The sequence below is a fragment of the Photorhabdus sp. RM323S genome, assembly GCF_042879375.1.
Lineage (GTDB): Bacteria > Pseudomonadota > Gammaproteobacteria > Enterobacterales > Enterobacteriaceae > Photorhabdus > Photorhabdus tasmaniensis.
This window is the reverse complement of sequence record NZ_JBHFKZ010000060.1, coordinates 1-17958: the sequence shown is the minus strand read 5'-3', so window position 1 is coordinate 17958 and position 17958 is coordinate 1. Positions and strand designations below refer to the sequence as shown.

The following is a 17958-nucleotide window of genomic DNA, read 5'->3' as shown; positions in this document are numbered from 1 at the left end:
ATGACACAACCACCAAGTGTATGCAAAAAAACATTTGATTTATTGATAATTACACATTTTCAGGCGGTAAACACTGGCGGACAGCTTCAAGGACACAATCATGTCCAATGTCTGAACGGAGATTAGCTTGACCAATTTTTGTCGGAAGAATCAGATGTAATTTACCTGCTATAACTTTCTTATCTCGCATCATATGCGGGAGATAAGCTGCTGGCAGCATGTTTTTTGGCCCGTGTATAGGCAGATTTGCCCGCTCCAGTAATCGGATAATGCGCTGAGTATCTTGCTCAGAGAAATTATCAGCCAGTTGGGCTGTTCTTGCTGCCATAACCATTCCTGCGGCAACAGCTTCTCCGTGTAGCCAGACGCCATATCCCATTTCTGTTTCAATTGCGTGACCAAATGTATGACCAAGATTCAGCAAGGCGCGCAGGCCACTCAACTCTTTTTCATCTGCGGCGACAACTTCTGCTTTCAATTCACAACAACGACGGATGCAGTAAGCCATTGCCTGGTCATCAAGACTGAGCAGTTTATCCATATTATTTTCAAGCCAGCTAAAGAATTCGCTGTCGAGAATGATACCGTACTTAATTACCTCAGCCAGACCTGAAGAAAGCTCACGGGTTGGAAGTGTTTGCAGGCAATTAAGATCGACCATCACAGAGGCAGGTTGATAGAACGCACCTATCATATTTTTGCCAAGAGGATGGTTTACTGCGGTTTTTCCTCCTACAGAGGAATCAACCTGAGCAAGAAGGGTGGTAGGAACCTGAATAAAACGGACACCACGTTGATAACAGGCAGCGGCAAAACCAGTTAAATCACCGATTACGCCGCCACCGAGAGCGATAAGAGTTGTATCCCGGCTATGGTTATTTTCCAGCAAAGCAGAAAATACGTCATTTAATACGGAAAGAGATTTGTACTGTTCACCATCAGGCAGAATAACTTCATCTACTTGAATCCCGGCTTGCTGCAAGGTGGCTTTTACTTTTGCCAGATACAACGGAGCCAAGGTTTGATTTGTCACCAGCATAACTTGCTGACCTGCTTTTAGTGGTACAAAAGCAGAAGGATCATCAAATAATCCTTTCGCGACAGTAATTGGGTAGCTACGCTCCCCTAAAGTGACAGTAATCTTTTCCATAGCCGCCTTCGCCTTCATTATTTATCGCTGTACAGCCTTGCTTTAATCAATTTTTTTCCAGTAACTCGATGATTTGGTTAGCAACAACTTTAGCGCTTTGTTCATCGGTACGGATAGTGACATCAGCAATTTCCTCATATAGAGGATTACGTTCGTTTGCTAAATTTTCTAAAACTTCGCGTGCTGGTGCATCAACTTGAAGTAAAGGACGTTTTTTATCGCGCTGTGTGCGTGCTAGCTGTTTTTCAATAGTGGTTTCTAAGTAGACTACGACACCACGGGCAGACAGACGATTACGGGTTTCTCTGGATTTAACAGAGCCCCCGCCAGTCGCCAGCACAATGCCTTGTTTTTCAGTGAGTTCGTTAATCACTTTTTCTTCGCGTTCGCGGAAGCCTTCTTCACCTTCCACATCGAATACCCAGCCCACGTCAGCTCCGGTACGTCGCTCAATTTCTTGATCGGAGTCATAAAACTCCATATTGAGTTGCTGAGCTAACTGACGACCAATAGTGCTTTTGCCGGCACCCATAGGCCCAACCAGAAAGATATTACGTTTCTCTGCCATGTTTTTGGTATTACTAAGACTATTCGTTAATGATAACCCGCCCCGCCAATCAAATTAGCAGCGGGACCTAAACTGAAACCTCATGAGCGGTAATGTGAGATCAGATGAGAAAATTATCTCAGTACATCAGCCAGTTTTGCAACTATATAAATCAACCTTGCGCTTCTTGTGACAGAAACCCTGGTTTTGTTGGCTTATTATTGTGATGTTAACCCGACCACTCAATTAGCTAACTCTTGTATGCTAAATCGGACTCAGCGTCAAATCTATAAACAGGGTTAGATGAAAAAATCTGCGCATAATCATACGTAATAGCTGAGTTTTTTATTGCCAACTCACTGATGTAAAAGTTATATTTCTCAATTTGATTAAATATCCATCAGTTGAGGCGTGATAAATATCACCAGCTCACGTCGGCTGTGTTTATGACCTTTCTGGCTAAATAATGAACCGAGCAGAGGGATGTCTGATAGATAAGGCACTTTTTGGATTTTCTCACTTTTTTTCTGTTGAAAAATTCCACCGAGAATAAGTGTTTCACCATTTTTTACAGTAACTTGAGTCACTATTTCCTGTTTGTCGATGGTTAAATTCTCACCTCCACCTTGACTGATTGAGATTCCCGGCATGTTTTGGCTGATTTTCAGTGAAAGTCTGATTTTATCTTTTCTCAGTATATGAGGTGTGACTTCCATTCCAAGTACGGCTTCTTTAAATTGCACGGTACTTTTCTCTTTTTCCTGACTGACGTAGGGGATATCAGAGCCTTGTTTAATACTGGCTAACTGTTGATGTGAAGCGGTGAGTCTTGGGCTGGCGATAATATCCAGTTGGTTTTCCTGTTCTAAGGCGCTGAGTTCCATTTCCAGCAACCGGGTATGAATGCGGGCAATATTGAACGCAAATCGGTGCATGTTGTCGTTGGCGGCCTGGTTGATATTCAGGCGGTTTATACCTGTTGATGTATTAAGTTGATCTCCTATCGGCATCCCCCAATAGATTCCCAGTTCATGCAATGCTTCCCTGCTGCTGGTGACGATATGTGCGGTAATCTGCACCTGCTGTTGTGGTGTATCTATTTCTTTCAGCCAGCTTTTTATCTGGGCGATGGCGATGGGGCTATCCTGCAAAATCAGGCTGTTAGTTTCAGGATCAAAATCAACTTTACCCTCTTTGGTCATCAGTGCGGGTATATTTTGTCTGAGATTAAGGGCAATTTTTTCTGCGTCTGCATAGTGTAATGCTGTTGAAAGATGCTGAATCTCAGCTTCATTGACTGATTGATCAAATAACTCAATAGGTTGCTCTTCTGTTTCTGTTATTGGTGGAGCAAAAGGGTTTCTTATTTCTGCAATGCAGATAGCAGGCAGGAAAATGATAAACAGAATAAATATTTTAGTCATAAAATTCCTCATATGAGGTTTCTGACAGGGTCATTTTGACATTTAGAGATTCACCTGATGGAGAAACAGAAAACTGTTTAATCAGCAGCGGTGGGTATAACGCCTGTAATGCATCAAGAAAATCCAGCATTTGTTCATAGTTTAAATAAATCGTTATTTGCCAGAGCGTTTTTTCTCCTTCATTTTTACGTTGCCATTCAATAATTTGTCCGCCAGAATTTATCAACGATTGTTGCAGTTGTTTTACTGCGGTAATTTTTACGGTGTTTTGTGGTGGCTGGTTAAGTTCATTTTCAATTTGGTTTATCTGTTGCCGTATATCTTCCAACTGAGGTAACTGATTTAGCTGGTTATTGGCCGATTTTGTATTGGTTTGTTGGGCGATTATTTCCTGTGTCAGCCCAATTTCCCGTTCAGTTTTCTCTTGCCAGAAGAAAAGATAAAACAGGATCAGGACCAGGATGATGATAGTTTGTTGCCAAATAAAGAGCAGCCATGCGGGTTTGGCAAACCACCATAAATAGTCATTTTTTATCATCGGGTATCTCCGTCTGCCAGTTCGCGTCAATAATAAACTGCCTGATTTGCTGTTCAGTGGTGGTCATTTTTTTCAATTGAATATCAGATAGTTGCCCGTTGTTTTCGAGATTATCCAGCAGTGATGTCATACTGGAATAATCCAGACTGTTAGCAACCAATTTCAATTGACCTGCATGGTCATCGAAGGCGGTTAGCCAACTTCCTTCCGGTAGTAACTCCGGTAGTTCATTGAATAATCTTAAATGTTGCTGGTTCTGTTTCAGCTGCGTTTGTTGTTGTTTTAATTTATAGGCCAGTTTGTTGTGAAGATTGAACGCCTCTTCTGTCTGAGTTATCAGTTGTTGTAAATGTAATTGTTGCTGGTTGAGTTTTTGCAACTGTCTTTGATGCTTGTTGATCGTTTCCAGTTGTTTCAACGACATCCAGACGAGCACTGCCAGCCACAACGCTAATTGCAATAGGAGAAGAATCGCCCACCAACGATAGCGGGACTTCAGCCGGGTTTGTCGCCAGGGCAGAAAATTAACCTGATACATCATTTATCATCCGGTCTGAGCGCCAAGCCACCGGCTATCACATATTCCATCAGTTGAACTGGCAGCGGTGGTTGATAGTGACGGAATGCTGCCAGCATATCCCAGGAGTAAGTTCCTTCAGGCAGAGCTTCCCGTTGGTAGCTGCTGTAATAAATATTCTTTTTAGTTATGGATGAAGCCGGTAATTGGCTAATAACCTGTAGTGGGGAAGCTGCGGTATTTGCTGACACAAGATCATAAGCAAAGGGTGCATTGGCAGGAGATACCCACAACCAACTGGATTGTTGCCGGTGTAACAGCCAGCTATCAGCCGGAACGCCAGCATATTGCGCTATATAGCGTAGTGCACAGGGGGCAATATCAATGGCGTCCGGGAAGATTTCTGCTTGTGCAAGGCATTGTAGCCAGATATCCAGATCTTTCTGACGGGCTGCGCTGATATAGGCGTTTTGCTCGATAATACGATAATCCAGAGCCAGTTCGCGGGTGTTAAAGGGAAATTGTTTTTCGGCGCTGGCATTGATAAACCAGCCTTGTTCCGGCTCTTTAAGCATGATATCTGGAGGTAAAGTCAGATTGCGCTGCAATGTTTGCTGTACAGGTAAGGCGAGTCTGAAACTGATTTTTTTGGGTAATTTTTGGCGCCATTGATTTAATATATCGCATAATACCTCTGGCCGCTGTAAACGACCTTCTGGCATAACTGTATCAGATAAAAGATATTGCCAGCAGTGGTGAAGCTGCCAGCCATTACGGCGTTTTATGGTTGCGACGGCACGAATAGCCCCATTTTGGATGTCCAGTCCGACATACCACTTTGGTGAATACATAATGGCGATCTCCATATCAATAATTTTAATAAAAGAACATATTCAAGGTGCAGTGTAACCTTTATACTACGCGCCGATTGTTTATAAACCACCCAACTAACGTGGCATGGGAAATTTCAGGTGAAGTTCGTAAAGTATTTTTTAATCTTTGTCGTGAGTTGCATTTTTCTGGGAACAGTCTCGATTTTTGGCATGTACAAATATATCGAGCCTCAGTTACCTGATGTGGCGACATTAAAAGATGTTCGATTACAGACACCAATGCAGGTGTTCAGTGCGGATGGCGAGCTTATTGCTCAGTATGGTGAGAAGCGCCGTATGCCTCTTACTCTGTCCGAAATTCCACCTGTTATGGTGAAGGCATTTATTGCAACGGAGGACAGTCGTTTTTATGAACATCATGGCGTTGATCCTATAGGAATTATCCGGGCGGCATCTGTGGCGATGACTTCAGGCCGTGCTTCTCAAGGGGCCAGTACCATTACTCAGCAACTGGCGAGAAATTTCTTTCTCAGTCCTGAGAAGACATTGATGCGTAAAATCAAGGAAGTTTTTCTGGCCGTCAGGATTGAGCAGTTACTGAATAAAGATGAGATCCTTGAACTCTATCTCAATAAAATTTATCTCGGTTACCGGGCTTATGGTGTCGGGGCTGCGGCTCAGGTTTATTTTGGTAAGAATGTCAATGAGTTGACCTTGAGTGAAATGGCCATGATTGCCGGTCTGCCAAAAGCCCCTTCTACTTTTAACCCGCTTTATTCTTATGGCCGGGCGATTAACCGCCGGAATGTGGTTTTGAGCCGTATGCTTGATCAGGGCTATATTACTCAGCAGCAATATAATCAAGCCAGAAGTGAAAAGCTGGTGGCTAATTATCATGCGCCTCAGATTGCTTTTTCTGCGCCCTATTTGGCTGAGATGGTACGTCAGGACATGATTGAGCGTTATGGAGAGAATGCTTATACCGACGGCTATAAAGTTTACACCACGATTACCCGCAAACTTCAGTTGGCTGCTACGGATGCGGTACGTAATAACATCATTGATTACGATATGCGTCATGGCTATCGCGGGGCGCAGGAAGTGTTGTGGAAAGTGGGTGAACCTGCCTGGAATAGGGAACAGATTGTTAAGAAGCTTAAGGCTCTGCCAAATTATGGGCCGTTAATGCCGGCTGTTGTGACCAGAACGGTAGCTGATCAGGCGACGGTGATGCTGGTTGATGGCAGCAGTGTAGAATTGCCAATGGCGGGTGTCCGTTGGGCCAGAAAATTCAAATCTGATAGTGTGCAGGGTGCGGTTCCACGTAGTGTGAATGAAGTCATTCAGGCTGGTGAGCAGGTTTGGGTGCGGAAAGTAAAAGATATCTGGTGGTTGTCACAAATGCCGGAAGTTAATGCGGCTTTGGTTTCTATTGATCCTAATGATGGCGCTGTAAAGGCGCTGGTGGGTGGGTTCGATTTCAGCTTGAGTAAGTTTAACCGTGTTACGCAGTCATTACGTCAGATTGGTTCCAATATTAAACCGTTTCTCTATACCGCTGCGATGGATAAAGGGCTGACGCTGGCTTCGTTGCTTAATGACCTGCCAATCAGCCGCTGGGATGCGGGCGCTGGTACTGATTGGCGTCCGAAAAATTCCCCGCCAACTTATGCGGGGCCAATTCGTTTGCGTCAGGGATTAGGGCAATCGAAGAATGTCGTAATGGTTCGGGCAATGCGTGCGATGGGGGTTGATTATGCTGCTGATTACCTGCAACGGTTTGGCTTCCCGGCACGAAATATCGTTCGTACAGAATCTCTGGCTTTGGGATCCCCATCATTTACACCAATGCAAATGGTGCGTGGGTATTCGGTCATGTCCAATGGCGGCTATTTGATAGATCCTTACTTCATTACCAGAATTGAAAATGAAGATAAGGATATCCTGTTTGAGGCTAAACCTAAGATTGCGTGTCCGCAATGCGATATTCCGGTGATTTATGGTGATACTGTGCGTTCAATCGAACTTTCTGAAAATTCGATTGAAAATGTGGCTCAATCTCAGGTCGGGCAGCAGGAGATATTACCGCTGCCTGAATTAGAGAAAGTTCCGGTAGTTGACGATAGTGAAGATGGGCAAAAATATGCTCCTCACGTTATCAGTACCCCTTTGGCATTTCTTATCCATGATGCTTTGAATACCAATATTTTTGGTGAACCAGGTTGGAGTGGTACGGGCTGGCGCGCTTCGCGCGATCTGAAACGTCGTGATATTGGTGGTAAAACCGGGACAACTAACAGTTCAAAGGATGCCTGGTTTTCAGGTTATGGGCCAGATATTGTGACGACCGTCTGGATTGGTTTTGACGATCACCGTAGAAGCCTTGGTCGTACAGCAGCCAGTGGTGGTGAGGCGGGTGCTAAGAGTGCGCAGCCAATTTGGGATGACTTTATGAAAATTGCACTGGAGGGTGTTCCTGAAAAAGAAGTCCCCTCCCCTCCGGGTATTGTTTCCGTCGTGATAGATCGTAAAACAGGTAAACTTGCTGGCGGTGGTGGTGATACCCGCAGTGAATACTTCATTGACGGAACTCAGCCTACAGAGAGTGCGGTGCAGGAAGTTGGCACAACGTTGATCGAGAATGGTGAAAGTCAGGAGCTATTCTGATAATAAAGCAGGCACAACGGGAAATCCGTTGTGCCTGTTAACTTCAACGATGGTATAAGTGTTTTTGCGCCAAAAACAGGGCACAGACATTTCGCGCTTCGTTGAAGTCAGCGTGATCCAGTAATGACATCATATCGGCTATTGGCCAACGTATTTGTGATAATGGTTCAGGCTCATCCCCTTCCAGGCTTTCTGGATAGAGATTTTCTGCAATAACAATATTCATTTTGCTGGAAAAATAGGACGGAGCCATAGTGAGTTTGGCTAATTGCTCTATTTTTCTGGCGCCAAAACCGATTTCTTCTTTCAATTCACGGTTAGCCGCTTCAAGGATACTTTCACCAGAGTCGATAGCGCCTTTGGGAAAGCCTAATTCGTATTGCTCAATACCTACTGCGTATTCACGGATAAGTATCAACTCATCCCCAATGACCGGGACGATTAAAACCGCTTCCCGGGTTGCTGGACGCATCCGTTCATAAATGCGTTTTACACCGTTACTGAATTCGAGATCGACTGACTGAATATGAAATAAACGTGAATGGGCAATGTTCTCTATTTTCAGGATTTTAGGGTTTTTCTGGTCATTCATAGCTGCCCCTGATGGCATTAGTATTTGGTTGATTTGAGTGTCTGTGCATTATTACGTCATAAATTATTTCATTAACCTTAGGTTTTATGATGAAATTAGGTACACTCCATAGCTTGACTAAATATGGACGATTATTTTGGTAAATGATAGTGATTATCGCTTGTCATCGTTGTTACTGTTATCTTTATCCTCTTTGGAAATAGATCTGTGTTATAGATAGTTCAGCGGGTGATTATATAACTTGCTGTAAAATAAATTAAAAAAACAGATGGAAATAACCTGATTCAGAACTGAACGTGTGGTTGCTATTTTGCAAGCAACAATAGCAATATTGTCATGGATATGGGGAAAAAATGAACTCAACAGCCGTTATATTGGCTATCTTGATAATTAGCCTGATTATAATGGCTTCTTTTCTGATTTTCAGATGGAAGCCGCATGATAACGCCCGTTATCTGCCTTCTGTTGCTGACCCGACCTATCGTAAACTTTATGCTGATGAATATCAGGCCATTGAATGTTATCTGAAGCAGGTGTTGCCACTGGTTTTAACCGACCGTATCAATAAAACCAGTGGGTTAATTCTGACGGACAAAAATGACACGGTTTATACTATCTGTAATTCCATTACCCGGTTTTCTGTTGCCTCAGATGAACCACATAGCTGGCGTTATTATATTGATATGGCAGAAGTTCATTTGCCATTTTTCCTTGAGCCTTTTATTAAACAACAGAATATTATTGATGTTGTTCACACTGCGGGAATACCACTTGTTATTTCGATTAATGGTCACTTCCTGAAAGATTTTCAACGGGATTTTCCTTCTGCTCCAGTAGTTTCAGATGTGTCCCATCAGCAGGCATCTATCCAAAAAAATGGCGATACCAGCGTAAAATTACAAAATATCCGTAAAGAGACAGCGGAAGAATACCGGTTGAATCATTCATCGGGTATTTGGGAGGGAGGATTCTTGTGTCTCGGATTTTTTATTTGGTTCCTTGCGTTACTCTCACCGATACTGCTTTTGCCGTGGCTGATGTTGATTGCTGGTACTTTAATGGTTGTCAGCTTTTGGCCGTTGTTCTGCCCGTCTTCAAGACGCAGGTGCCAGGATATTCACTGTTTTACCGGTATACCAAAACGGTGGGGATTATTTGGAGAATTTGAACAAGGGCAAATGAGTAATATCTCTCTTGGTGGGATTGATTTAATTTACCCATCTCATTGGGAATCTTATGTTACCTGCGATCTTGATCAGAAAACCAATATCGATATTTACACTAACGGCCAGGTAGTTAGGCAAGGGAATTATCTCTCTTTGCACAATGAGGAGAAAAATTACCCTTATCACCGTTATGGGAAAAATCTAATAATGATTGGTGGCAGTTTGCTTATTATACTGCTGCTCTATTTTTATCAGCCGGTTAGTGTACCAATGAAACTCAGTTTTGCCTGGTTGCGTGGTAGCAGCACGAAGGTTGTCACTGATGCTAATACGATGAAAGAGATGGTGTTGCGGGTCGGGGATGTCCTGACAGCAAAAGGGGTTGGTATGTGTTATATGCCGCCAAATAATATGAACGGCAAAGGAAACACTTATTTTTCTCCATTCGATTGCTCAGGGATATATTGGAATAGTACTAATTCACTGCCAATCCAGGAATCAGAAGTTATAAAAAATGCGGCTAAACTGATTGCAACCGTTAATAAGCAATTACGTCTACAGGAAAATAGCGATGTGATTAATCCAGGTCTTGCTCAGGAGATTGCCAAATCTGGTATGATTTTATTGGATGATTTTCCTGATATCATATTGAAAACTAAAAAATTATGTGGAAAAGAAGCAGACTGTTTCCGATTGAAGAATGCTTTAGTTAACCTGGGTAGTGCCAATGATTGGACAACTTTGTTAAAGAATACAGAAGATGGCAAGTTTGATGACATCCATGTTTTATTGCGTCCAGCGGGGGCTGAAGCGCTGGGAAAGCTAGTTGATGCGACTACATCGTCATTTATCTACCGGGAAATAGATAAAATAGCAATCCTGCTTAATAGCCCTTCTCCGGGCGGTGTTCTTCTGATTAGTGATGAAGGTAAACAGCTGGTTGAATATATCACGCCGGCAATTGTTTCTTATGATCATAGCGCGTTAGAACAATGGCGTGAGTTACAGCGGTTATCGGATACGGTGTTACAAACACCATTTGAGACCGTGGGAATTATTACAGAATTGTCCGTAGATACTAATGGAACCCGTCGGATTGTGTTACATAGTGAACTGGATTCCATGACGCTGGTCCATTGTATTGGTACAACGCTTTTACTCTTGGTGCTTTTGGCGATTTTGGTGATTAATTCGGTGTTAGCTGTTAAGAAAAACCGGCAAAACAAACAACGTTTAAGCAAAATCAGGCAGTATTACGATAGCTGTTGTGATACAGCTTTCCCACCTACACGTTGGCGATAATCAGCAATGCTGTGTTAGGCTTGGTTTTTTCGCCGGAGCTGATATTGGGAGAAAAAAATGAAAGATAATTCAGACTCCGATCAAGCAGTCCGTCTGGATAAATGGCTGTGGGCTGCCCGCTTTTATAAAACACGGGCTATGGCACGGGAAATGATAGATGGCGGTAAAGTTCACTATAATGGTCAACGAAGTAAACCAAGTAAAGTGGTTGAACTCGGGGCCGAAATTAAACTGCGTCAGGGTAATGATGAACGTACCGTTGAAGTTCTTGCGTTAAGCAGTCATCGGCGCGGTGCCCCGGAAGCTCAACAGCTTTATCGGGAGACTGAAACAAGTATTGCTAACCGGGAAAAAATAGCAATAGCTCGTAAAATGAACGCATTAACTATGCCTCATCCTGATCGCCGGCCGGATAAAAAAGAAAGACGCACGCTGATTAAGTTTAAAAACACCAAATTAAGTGAGCAGGAATAACCTACTCCAGTGAGAGATATTTATGTTTAAACAAGACCAATTACACCGCTTTTTGTTTGAAAATTATTCTGTACGTGGTGAGCTGGTTTTAGCCAGTGAAACTTACCGGCATATTCTGGAAAATCATGATTACCCGCAGCCAGTACAGCAATTATTGGGAGAACTATTGGTAGCAACCAGTTTATTAACGGCGACACTGAAATTTGATGGTGATATTACTGTTCAAATTCAGGGAGATGGCCCGGTAAAATTGGCAGTCATTAACGGTAATCATCAGCAACAAATGCGTGGTGTTGCCCGTATTGACGGATTAGTTTCTGAAAATAGCAGCTTGAAGCAGATGGTTGGCACAGGTTATATGGTCATTACCATTACGCCAACTCATGGTGAGCGTTATCAGGGTGTCGTTGCATTGGAAGGTGAAACGCTGGCGGAATGTCTGGATGATTATTTCAGGCAGTCTGAACAGTTACCAACCCGTCTGTTTATCCGTACCGGTATTCAGGATGGAAGGATCGCTGCTAGCGGTATGTTACTACAGATTTTGCCGGCAGCGGAGCAGGAGAGCACAGATGTATTTGATCATCTGGTACAACTTACTGCAACCATTAAAGGTGAAGAGCTATTTTCACTGGAAGTTAAAGAGATCTTGCATCGTCTTTATCATGAAGAGGACGTTGTATTATATGAGCCGCAACCCGTTGAATTCCTCTGTACTTGTTCTCGTCAACGTTGTGCTGACACGTTAGTCACACTTTCCGATGAGGATGTTAATCATATTTTGCAGAAAGATGGCAACATTAATATGGAGTGTGAATATTGCGGTACGAACTATATTTTTGATGCTGATGATTTCGTTGAAATCAGGTCAGAAAAAAAGAGCCGGTTACACTAATCTTTATCTGAACAGCTGTTTTTACCTTTTAGGGCGCGGATCCGCGCCTTCTTATCAATATCCATAATATTCAAAGGCTTCTTTCGTGCCTTTCATCTCAGATTAACCCTAAAAAAATGATAGGTTTTCAATTTTTTGATAACTATCGCGGTTAATTAATCATAACTATTTATTATTGCTCATAGAAAAAGCGTGACTATACCCAGGAGCAAGAACATGAGTGTTAAAGGCATTACCCCGCAGGAACTCGCGGACTATGGAATCCATGATGTTAGTGAGATTGTTTATAACCCAAGCTATGAGCTGTTATTTTCAGAAGAAACCAAACTTTCACTTGAAGGTTACGAGAGTGGCACTCTGACCAACCTGGGGGCTGTGGCTGTCGATACGGGGATCTTCACTGGTCGCTCCCCCAAGGATAAGTATATTGTCCGTGATGATGTTACCCGTGATACCGTATGGTGGGCTGACCAGGGAAAAGGTAAGAATGATAACAAGCCATTGCAACAGGAAACATGGACACATCTGAAAGGTCTGGTTACTCAACAGCTTTCAGGCAAACGTTTGTTTATTGTCGATGCTTTCTGTGGTGCGAATGCAGATACACGCCTAAAAGTCCGCTTTATTACAGAGGTTGCATGGCAGGCTCATTTCGTTAAGAACATGTTTATCCGCCCCTCAGATGAAGAATTGGCCGGATTCAAACCAGACTTTATTGTGATGAACGGTGCAAAATGCACTAACCCACAATGGCAAGAGCAGGGTTTGAATTCTGAAAACTTTGTTGCATTCAACCTGACAGAGCGTATGCAGCTTATCGGTGGTACCTGGTACGGCGGTGAAATGAAGAAAGGGATGTTCTCAATGATGAACTACCTGTTGCCATTGAAAGGTATTGCTTCAATGCATTGTTCTGCCAACGTGGGTGAGAAGGGGGATGTTGCGGTCTTCTTTGGCTTATCAGGGACAGGTAAGACCACGCTTTCTACTGATCCAAAACGTAAGCTGATTGGTGACGATGAACACGGTTGGGATGATGATGGCGTATTCAACTTTGAAGGTGGTTGTTACGCGAAAACCATCAATCTATCCAAAGAAGCGGAACCTGATATCTACAATGCGATTAAACGTGATGCATTGCTGGAAAACGTGACGGTACTGGCAGATGGCACGGTTGATTTCAATGATGGTTCAAAAACTGAAAACACCCGAGTTTCTTATCCTATCTACCATATTGAAAACATTGTTAAGCCGGTCTCCAAAGCCGGTCACGCGACCAAGGTCATTTTCCTGACGGCGGATGCGTTTGGTGTGCTGCCTCCGGTATCCCGTCTGACACCGGAGCAAACTCAATACCATTTCTTGTCTGGCTTCACGGCGAAACTGGCTGGTACAGAACGCGGTGTGACGGAACCAACACCAACGTTCTCTGCCTGTTTCGGTGCCGCCTTCCTCAGTCTGCATCCAACTCAATACGCGGAAGTCTTGGTGAAACGTATGCAGGCCGTAGGTGCCAAGGCTTATCTGGTGAACACGGGCTGGAATGGCACTGGTAAACGCATTTCTATTAAGGATACCCGCGGAATCATTGACGCCATCCTAAGTGGTGATATTGAGGAAGCTGACACCATTACATTACCTATCTTCGATCTGGCGGTTCCGACTGCGTTGCCTGGTGTTGATACCGATATTCTTGATCCACGTGAGACTTATGCAGATAAATCTCAGTGGGAAGAGAAGGCGAAAGATTTGGCACATCGTTTTGTCGGCAACTTTGATAAATATACGGATACCCCAGCAGGGGAAGCTTTAGTAAAAGCGGGTCCTAAACTGTAATTGTGAGTTCTTCTTGTATTAAGTAAACCTCATCCGTATGGGTGAGGTTTACTGGGGATTTATGCCGCAGGAAGGTCAAACAGTAATATTTCACTATCACCATCGGCGTTAAGTTGAAGATGGGTTTCATCCCGGATCGCCAGACCATCGCTGGTGGTTGCCTGAACACCATTAACAGTCACTTCTCCACGCACCACTTGTATCCAGATATAACGGCCGTTCTCTGTAAGATATTCGGAAGTTTCATGATTTTTCAGTACCCAACGCCATAAGGTCATGTCTTGGAAGACTTTCAGTGAGCCATCCCGAGCATCGGGAGAGAGCACTAATTGGCGGCCTTGCACATCATCAAAACGGCGCTGTTCATAGCGTGGTGTTAAGCCGGTTTTATCTGGAGCAATCCAGATTTGATACAGATGTAATTGGTGATCACTGTTCGGGTTATATTCTGAATGACGAATACCCGTACCTGCGCTCATAATTTGGAATTCACCGGCGGGTACTTGCTCTTTATTTCCCATACTATCCTGATGTTCAACCGCACCGGAAAGTACATAGGTCAGTATTTCCATATCCTTATGTGGATGGGTACCAAAGCCTTGACCTGCTTCGATGAAATCTTCATTAATCACTCTCAGCGCTGAAAAATTCAAAAAATTGGCATCGTAATAGTTGGCAAATGAGAAGGTATGCCAGCTATCTAGCCAGCCATGATTGGCGTGACCGCGATCTGATGCTTTGCGTAAATAGATCATATTCAAATCTCCTCAATGGTTTTTACAGTCTAGTTGAGAAGAGATAACATAAAAGTCTAAAAACCTAACCTAATTATTCAAATATTTTGAAAATATAACAACCGGATTGATCAATAAAAAAAAGCCAGCACCCGGCTGGCTAAAGTAAACACTGGAAGCAATGTGAGCAATGTCGTGCTTTCATCTTTACCCTGAAGGCGGTTCATCTGAAAGCGATACGAATGATAATAATTATCACTATCGATTGTAAAGCGTTTTTTCTGGTCAAATATGGAATAATTGCGGGATATTTTTTAAATACTTGATAAATATGTATATTTTTATGGGCGTTGGGAATGTTTAAGAGAATGAAAATCATTTCATTTAATCGATTTGCTAAATGATTGCCTTAAATTATTCAGGAAATTTGACATGATATTAAGCGTCTTAGTAAAAACCGACGTAAACGCTTATTCAGTTATTCATCGATAGAAATTATTTTATTGATGGCTAAAAAATGCCCAAAAAAATGAAAAATCTGGAATTTAACATTACCGCAGCTAACTACTTTTTTGAGGAATTTTTGATGAAATAATTACGTTGTAATGAATTTTAGTGTGACACTAAATTACAAACGTTATCTAAAATCCAATTCTCCTTGAATTTTTTTGCTCTGATAGTTGTTTCATTTATATATTGTTATTACATTTTAATATCATGAAATATATCCTGAGGGTGATTTTTTGGCATCAAAAAATGCTTTATTTACTGACAGGTTAGAAATAATAAATAAATGTTTTATTACGTTTATCACCTATTGGGAAATAATTATAAAAGTGATCTTATTTTCTGGTATCTAGAGTAGCAAGCTGGAAGATGGAAAATAAAAATTGCATGAGGATCTATTAACATGTCAAAAGATAAGTATTCAAAACACCGTTGGGGCGTCACAGATGTTTGAAGGCTATTTAAAAAATACCAAACTAAATCTGTTTGATATGGAGGAGAACTTAGTTGATTGGGCTCGATATGATAGTAATGCGTCATTACAGACCCTCCGTAGGGCGTTTATTGCCAGTTTCGGGGTAAATAGGTTTTCATAATAGTGATACACCCATTTTTACCCTTCCCGATTTTTGCTGTTGTCATGATGCGGCGTTCCATGAATACCTTTACATGTTGAAGCCATTGCCACATAAATTGACAACAGTGGTTCCGTGTCACGTCGTTCATTTCGGAGTATTGATGCTATGATAGGCATAACGCAGTCCGTTTGGTGATTTGTGATTTTTGACGATTGATCAGATCGTCAAAATCGGACTGAGTTCCCTCCAGTGATCTACTCTTTTGAAATCTTATTTAATCAATAAATTAACCCCATATCGTGGCGGTAAAACGACACATTGGATCTTCACGCCAGTTTCAAATTGCCTGATTGCTTACTGGATGAACAAGGAAATATTCAAACAGATGCATGGCAACACGATGCGGCATGGGGGCTTGTCAGGGAAAAATCTGTTCCGCCATGCTCCACGATATCAAATATTGGGCAAGACCATCCCCTCGCATCCCACTCTCGCCTGTTAGGCTTGAAACGCTAACTGCGTGACAACCGCACCACAAAAAATTCGTGACTTACGTCACACTTTTAAAATTAATCGGATATTAACCAATCAAACAAACGAGACACCATACATTTTTTGTTATATTTTTTCGAACAGATATTAAACAGATAAAACTATTCATTATTTGTCTTTACTCTCTCTGAGGTAACCCATGGCATAGCAGCCCAGGTTACCTGCTTGATTGCTCAATGAAGGTTATCAACAAGACTATCAGCAACAGACTGCTAGCAACCTCATTGTCTTAATGCTTTTCCTCAAGGCGGTCCCTTTGACCCCTTGATTATTGATGACTACACGCAAAAACCGCCGGACCAAGGGTCTGTGCGTTGAATATCCTCATGAATAATTTAAGGGGGAGTGATGTCATTCCAGAAAAATCAACCCAGGCCATCGAGTGCCAAACATATTGCCGACCGGCTAGCGGCTCAAAGCGCCGGCGGCTTACTCTTTACCCTCACGGCCGGCGGATTACCGCCTGAAACCTTTGTGGTGGCCGCCTTCTCACTCAACGAAGCCTTCTCTACCCCCTTTAGTCTGGCGGTCAGTTTAGCCAGTGCCGACCCGGCGATTGATTTCGCCGCAGTCCTTGATACCCGCGCCACCCTGACCATCCTGCGCGCAGGCAAAATCGAGCGCACCGTCACCGGCATGGTCGCCAGCTTTGTGCAGGGCAACACCGGCAAACATCAAACCCGCTATGAGATGACCCTCCGGCCCGATATGTGGCGCACCACCTTGCGCCAGAATTCACGGATTTTTCAGCAGCAGGATATCAAAACCATTCTCACCACCCTGCTCAAAGAGAGCGGTGTCCGGGATGTCGTGTTCAGGCTACGTTACCCACACCCGGAACGGGAATTCTGCGTTCAGTACCGGGAAACCGATTTTGATTTTCTGCACCGGCTGACCGCCGAAGAGGGCATTTTTTACTTCTTCGAATTCACCGGCAACAAAAACACGCTGGTATTTGCCGATGTCGCGGGAGCCCTCGCCACCGGCCCGGTATTGCCCTACCACCCCGATGAGGCAACCGAAGCCCAACAACTGTGCGTCACGGCGCTGACCCGGCAGGCTCAGGTGCGTCCGGCCACCGTGAGGCTCAAAGATTACACCTTCAAGAATCCAGTCTGGGCCGCCGAATTTCAGCACCATATGCGGGAACAAAACCTCCAGCACACCGGCTATGAACACTTTGATTTTCCCGGGCGCTTTAAAGACGAGCAGCACGGTGCCGATTTCACCCGCTACCGGCTGGAAGCCCTGCGCAACAATGCCCTGACTGGCTACGGTGAAAGTAACGACGCCGCAATGCAGCCGGGCGTGCTGTTTACCCTCACCGACCACCCCCGCGATGACCTCAACCAGCTCTGGCAGCTGGTCAGCGTCGCTCATAGTGGCAGACAGCCGCAGGCGCTGGCGCAATCCACCGGGGAGTCCGGCACGGTGATGAGCAACCAGTTCACCTTTATCCCGACGCATCAACACTGGCGTCCAATGCCGACGCTCAAACCGGTCATAAATGGCCCGCAGATAGCCAAAGTGGTCGGCCCGGCGGGTGAAGAAATCTTCTGTGATAAATACGGCCGTATCCGGCTGCAATTTCTGTGGGACCGTTACGGCCAGAGTGACGACCACAGCTCCTGCTGGATACGGGTCAC

The 17958-nt window shown here is 43.7% G+C and carries 16 protein-coding genes; 7 read left to right on the top strand and 9 right to left on the bottom strand.

What is annotated here, in order from left to right; all coding sequences use genetic code 11:
* Positions 1-49: 49 nt before the first annotated feature.
* From aroB to pilM, 6 genes are all read right to left on the bottom strand, one after another.
* The gene (aroB, locus tag ACGF7G_RS19085) at positions 50-1150 is read right to left on the bottom strand and encodes a 3-dehydroquinate synthase (protein ID WP_387467591.1); all 1101 of its coding nucleotides are present in this window, start codon (positions 1148-1150) and stop codon (positions 50-52) included.
* A gap of 46 nt (positions 1151-1196) precedes the next feature.
* A complete protein-coding gene (gene aroK, locus ACGF7G_RS19080) occupies positions 1197-1718 on the bottom strand; it encodes a shikimate kinase AroK (RefSeq protein WP_011144496.1) in 522 nt (173 codons plus the stop codon).
* 368 nt (positions 1719-2086) lie between these two features.
* Complete coding sequence (pilQ, locus tag ACGF7G_RS19075; RefSeq protein WP_387467588.1) at positions 2087-3121, bottom strand: type IV pilus secretin PilQ; 1035 nt, start codon at positions 3119-3121, stop codon at positions 2087-2089.
* Positions 3114-3659, bottom strand: a complete 546-nt coding sequence (locus ACGF7G_RS19070; protein ID WP_387467586.1) for a hypothetical protein — start codon at positions 3657-3659, stop codon at positions 3114-3116. Before ACGF7G_RS19070 ends, pilQ begins: the two co-directional genes overlap by 8 nt.
* Complete coding sequence (locus ACGF7G_RS19065) at positions 3646-4200, bottom strand: PilN domain-containing protein (protein WP_387467584.1); 555 nt, start codon at positions 4198-4200, stop codon at positions 3646-3648. The genes ACGF7G_RS19070 and ACGF7G_RS19065 overlap by 14 nt, the downstream gene beginning before the upstream one ends.
* Positions 4197-5027, bottom strand: a complete 831-nt coding sequence (gene pilM / locus ACGF7G_RS19060; RefSeq protein WP_387467582.1) for a pilus assembly protein PilM — start codon at positions 5025-5027, stop codon at positions 4197-4199. The genes ACGF7G_RS19065 and pilM overlap by 4 nt, the downstream gene beginning before the upstream one ends.
* A 120-nt stretch (positions 5028-5147) precedes the next feature.
* Between pilM and mrcA the strand changes: the two genes are divergently transcribed.
* The gene (mrcA, locus tag ACGF7G_RS19055) at positions 5148-7676 is read left to right on the top strand and encodes a peptidoglycan glycosyltransferase/peptidoglycan DD-transpeptidase MrcA (protein ID WP_387467580.1); all 2529 of its coding nucleotides are present in this window, start codon (positions 5148-5150) and stop codon (positions 7674-7676) included.
* 43 nt (positions 7677-7719) lie between these two features.
* Here mrcA and nudE read toward each other — a convergent pair whose 3' ends face one another.
* The gene (gene nudE, locus ACGF7G_RS19050) at positions 7720-8268 is read right to left on the bottom strand and encodes an ADP compounds hydrolase NudE (protein ID WP_387467578.1); all 549 of its coding nucleotides are present in this window, start codon (positions 8266-8268) and stop codon (positions 7720-7722) included.
* Positions 8269-8621: 353 nt separating this feature from the next.
* Between nudE and ACGF7G_RS19045 the strand changes: the two genes are divergently transcribed.
* The 4 genes from ACGF7G_RS19045 (at position 8622) to pckA (ending at position 13941) form a co-directional block, all read left to right on the top strand.
* Entirely contained in the window at positions 8622-10736 is a 2115-nt protein-coding gene (locus ACGF7G_RS19045) for an IgaA/UmoB family intracellular growth attenuator (protein WP_387467576.1), read from the top strand.
* Between the two features lie 57 nt (positions 10737-10793).
* On the top strand, positions 10794-11210 hold the full coding sequence (hslR, locus tag ACGF7G_RS19040) for a ribosome-associated heat shock protein Hsp15 (protein ID WP_133814152.1): 417 nt from the start codon (positions 10794-10796) through the stop codon (positions 11208-11210).
* Positions 11211-11232: 22 nt separating this feature from the next.
* Positions 11233-12105: an Hsp33 family molecular chaperone HslO gene (gene hslO / locus ACGF7G_RS19035; protein WP_387467574.1), complete on the top strand. Its 873-nt coding sequence runs from the start codon at positions 11233-11235 to the stop codon at positions 12103-12105.
* Between the two features lie 216 nt (positions 12106-12321).
* Positions 12322-13941 (top strand): phosphoenolpyruvate carboxykinase (ATP), encoded by a 1620-nt coding sequence (gene pckA / locus ACGF7G_RS19030; RefSeq protein ID WP_387467572.1) that lies wholly within the window; start codon positions 12322-12324, stop codon positions 13939-13941.
* 59 nt (positions 13942-14000) lie between these two features.
* On the opposite strand, the gene ACGF7G_RS19025 is transcribed toward pckA, so the two are convergent.
* Together ACGF7G_RS19025 and ACGF7G_RS19020 are read right to left on the bottom strand one after the other, a co-directional pair.
* Complete coding sequence (locus tag ACGF7G_RS19025) at positions 14001-14696, bottom strand: pirin family protein (protein WP_387467570.1); 696 nt, start codon at positions 14694-14696, stop codon at positions 14001-14003.
* A gap of 1099 nt (positions 14697-15795) precedes the next feature.
* A complete protein-coding gene (locus ACGF7G_RS19020; RefSeq protein WP_166296333.1) occupies positions 15796-15936 on the bottom strand; it encodes a hypothetical protein in 141 nt (46 codons plus the stop codon).
* A 142-nt stretch (positions 15937-16078) separates the two neighbouring features.
* Here ACGF7G_RS19020 and ACGF7G_RS19015 point away from each other — a divergent pair, with 142 nt between their 5' ends.
* Entirely contained in the window at positions 16079-16276 is a 198-nt protein-coding gene (locus ACGF7G_RS19015; protein WP_166296330.1) for a hypothetical protein, read from the top strand.
* Between the two features lie 384 nt (positions 16277-16660).
* Positions 16661-17958: type VI secretion system tip protein TssI/VgrG (tssI, locus tag ACGF7G_RS19010; RefSeq protein ID WP_387467569.1), on the top strand; the 1298-nt coding region annotated here is incomplete at its 3' end.

Bases quoted from the DNA above. Each gene is read 5' to 3' on its own strand.
- hslR (WP_133814152.1), top strand. From the start codon at position 10,794: ATGAAAGATAATTCAGACTCCGATCAAGCAGTCCGTCTGGATAAATGG.
- ACGF7G_RS19070 (WP_387467586.1), bottom strand. From the start codon at position 3,659: ATGATAAAAAATGACTATTTATGGTGGTTTGCCAAACCCGCATGGCTG.
- ACGF7G_RS19045 (WP_387467576.1), top strand. From the start codon at position 8,622: ATGAACTCAACAGCCGTTATATTGGCTATCTTGATAATTAGCCTGATT.
- aroK (WP_011144496.1), bottom strand. From the start codon at position 1,718: ATGGCAGAGAAACGTAATATCTTTCTGGTTGGGCCTATGGGTGCCGGC.
- hslO (WP_387467574.1), top strand. From the start codon at position 11,233: ATGTTTAAACAAGACCAATTACACCGCTTTTTGTTTGAAAATTATTCT.
- ACGF7G_RS19025 (WP_387467570.1), bottom strand. From the start codon at position 14,696: ATGATCTATTTACGCAAAGCATCAGATCGCGGTCACGCCAATCATGGC.
- nudE (WP_387467578.1), bottom strand. From the start codon at position 8,268: ATGAATGACCAGAAAAACCCTAAAATCCTGAAAATAGAGAACATTGCC.
- aroB (WP_387467591.1), bottom strand. From the start codon at position 1,150: ATGGAAAAGATTACTGTCACTTTAGGGGAGCGTAGCTACCCAATTACT.
- ACGF7G_RS19065 (WP_387467584.1), bottom strand. From the start codon at position 4,200: ATGATGTATCAGGTTAATTTTCTGCCCTGGCGACAAACCCGGCTGAAG.
- ACGF7G_RS19020 (WP_166296333.1), bottom strand. From the start codon at position 15,936: ATGCCTATCATAGCATCAATACTCCGAAATGAACGACGTGACACGGAA.
- pilM (WP_387467582.1), bottom strand. From the start codon at position 5,027: ATGTATTCACCAAAGTGGTATGTCGGACTGGACATCCAAAATGGGGCT.
- pckA (WP_387467572.1), top strand. From the start codon at position 12,322: ATGAGTGTTAAAGGCATTACCCCGCAGGAACTCGCGGACTATGGAATC.
- pilQ (WP_387467588.1), bottom strand. From the start codon at position 3,121: ATGACTAAAATATTTATTCTGTTTATCATTTTCCTGCCTGCTATCTGC.